Source organism: Rhodococcus sp. NPDC057014, assembly GCF_042673295.1.
Classification (GTDB): Bacteria; Actinomycetota; Actinomycetes; order Mycobacteriales; family Mycobacteriaceae; genus Rhodococcus_F.
Genome location: NZ_JBHUSF010000583.1, coordinates 1 through 2,382, shown reverse-complemented (window position 1 = coordinate 2,382; position 2,382 = coordinate 1). Strand labels below are relative to the sequence as shown.

The 2,382-nt window shown below is 70.2% G+C and carries 2 protein-coding genes; both read right to left on the bottom strand.

Annotated elements, in window-relative coordinates; all coding sequences use genetic code 11:
- Positions 1-65 precede the first annotated feature (65 nt).
- Complete coding sequence (locus ACFTZB_RS45080; protein ID WP_378442429.1) at positions 66-920, bottom strand: adenylate/guanylate cyclase domain-containing protein; 855 nt, start codon at positions 918-920, stop codon at positions 66-68.
- Positions 921-972: 52 nt separating this feature from the next.
- On the bottom strand, positions 973-2,382 hold a 1,410-nt coding region (locus ACFTZB_RS45075; RefSeq protein ID WP_378442427.1), incomplete at its 5' end, for a M20/M25/M40 family metallo-hydrolase.

The window sequence follows — 2,382 nt, the reverse complement described above, 5'->3', positions numbered from 1 at the left end:
GTCTCCCCCCTGTGGCGCCTGCGGCACCCGTGAGTACTTGTTAACGTCCGGCGGTTAACAAGTACTCACGGGCGGCGGAGCCGCAACCGCCAGATACCGAGGTCCGAGGGCACTCCGCTGGGGGCGGGGGCGAAGAAAGCGCGTCGCCACGGCTTGACCCCGACCCCCAGTTGGTCGAGGGTGCCCGGCTGCAGACTCGACAGCGTGGCGGACGACGCCATCACGTTGCCGTCGCCGCCCAGTTCCATCATGCGGGCCGCGACGGTCACGTCGACACCGAGCCAGTCGCTGCCGATCTGCCGGGGCGAACCGGTGTGGATGCCGACGCGCATCCGGGGGCGGTAGCCGTCCACCTCGACGTCCGCGAGGGCGTCCTGCGCGGCGAAGACGGCGTCGATCGCGCGGTCGGGGCTGGAGAACACGGCCATCACGCCGTCGCCGAGTCGTTTGACCACGTGCCCGCCCCGGTCGACGATGGGGGTCTCGACGGCCCGGGCGACGTCGCGCAGCAGGGCGAGGGTGGCGCTGTCGCCGGCGGGCAGCGACCAGCTGGAGAACCCGACGAGGTCGGTGAACACGATGGTCACCTCCTGTGTTCCCCGCCCGCGTCCGGTGCGCTCGAGCAGTGCCTGCCACACCTGCAGCGCGCCGAGGCTCATCTCGCGGGACGCGCCCGGCTGGTGGTCGAGGAAGCGGTCGGCGACGCGAGCGATGGCCCGGGCGCTCCCGGGGCCCGCCGTCGACAGTGGGTCGCCGAACGCGGGATCACCGGGCAGCGCGCGACGAACCTTCCGCAGGCCCTCGATCAGCTGTGGTTGCCGGTTCACCGACCCCACCCAGCCCAGCACCTTGTCGCCCCGTTTCGGCGTCTGCGCAGCGCCGAGCTCGGCACTGTTCTCTTCGGCGGGGTCGTCGCTCACGAGAATAAGAGTAACTCAGCGTCACATGCACAAACCCGTGACGAATCGGACATCACTCGGTGGCCCGCGCCTTCTCGCGGTCCGCGCCGACGGGCACCCCGTTCGGGCCCGCGAGCGACTCCGCGTACACCCCGACTGCATACGCGACGGCGGCGGCATTCTTGGCGAGCGCGGCCCGGTCCACGTTCTCGAGGGTATCGGTCGCGCTGTGGTAGTTCTTGTCGTACACGACACCCGGGGTGCCGCCCCACTTCTGCGCCTGCTCGGGGGTCTTCGTCTCGTCGGCGCCGCTGAACACGCCGCCCGACGGGATGCCGTGCTCGATGAACGGACCGTAGTCGGAGCGGCCGTCGAAGTCCGTGCCGTCCGCGGCGATGCCGTCGCCCTGCAGGAACTCGGTGAACGTGCGCTCGATGCCCGCGGACCCCTCGGGTCCGGGCCCCTCGCCGACGTTGTCGGAGTTGTCGCCGTCATAGGCCAGGTAGCCGGCGTTCTCGGAACCGAGCATGTCGAAGTTCAGGTACAGCGCGATATCGTTCCGCTGCTCCTCGCCGAGGCTGTCGACGTACGCCTCCGAGCCGAGCAGACCCAATTCCTCGGCGCCCCAGAACGCGAAGCGCACCGCGTTGTCGACGTCGGGCGAACCGCCGAGCTGCACGGCCGTTTCGAGGGTCGCGGCGACGCCGGTGCCGTTGTCGTTGATGCCGGGGCCCTCGGGGACGCTGTCCAGGTGCGCTCCGACCATCACGACGTTCTCCGTCGACCCGGTCTTCGTCTGCGCGATGACGTTGCGCGCGGTGCTCGACTCGGTGGTCGTGTCGAGCGTGAGGGTGACGTCGCCCCCCGCCTGTTCGAGCGCGGCGCCGTCCGCCTTGCTCACCCCGCCCGTGGGGACCTTGCCGACATCCGGGTCGCCGAGGGTGCCGCCGCTCATCGGTCCGTCCTCGTTGTTGACGACGATCACGCCTGCGGCGCCGCGTTCGGACGCCACCTGCTGCTTGGCCGCGAACGGGCACACCCCGCGGTTCACGAGGACGATCGCCCCCGTCACGTCGAGGCCGTCGTAATCGGTGACCTCGCATCCCGGACTGTCGTCTTTCGCGGCGGGCACCAGGCGGGCGGTGAGCCCCTGCGGACCGGTCGACGGCGAATACGACAGCGCCCGGACGTCGAAGTCCCGGTCGCCGGACCGCAGGGCCTCCGTCCGCACGTCGAACTTGTGGAACTCGAATTCCGGGGTCTGGACGTCGAAGCCCTTGTCTTCCAATATCTGTGCGACGTAGTCGACGCTCGCGTCGTAGCCGGACGTTCCGGCCGCGCGGTTGCCGTCGTTGCTCTCGGCGATCGTCTGCAATTGCTGGAGGTGCCCCACCACACCGCTCTCGGTGACCGAGGCCGCGAGAGCGCTCGCGTCGACCGGCGGCGAATCGGGTTCACTCGTCGACGAGCACCCGGCCAGGAC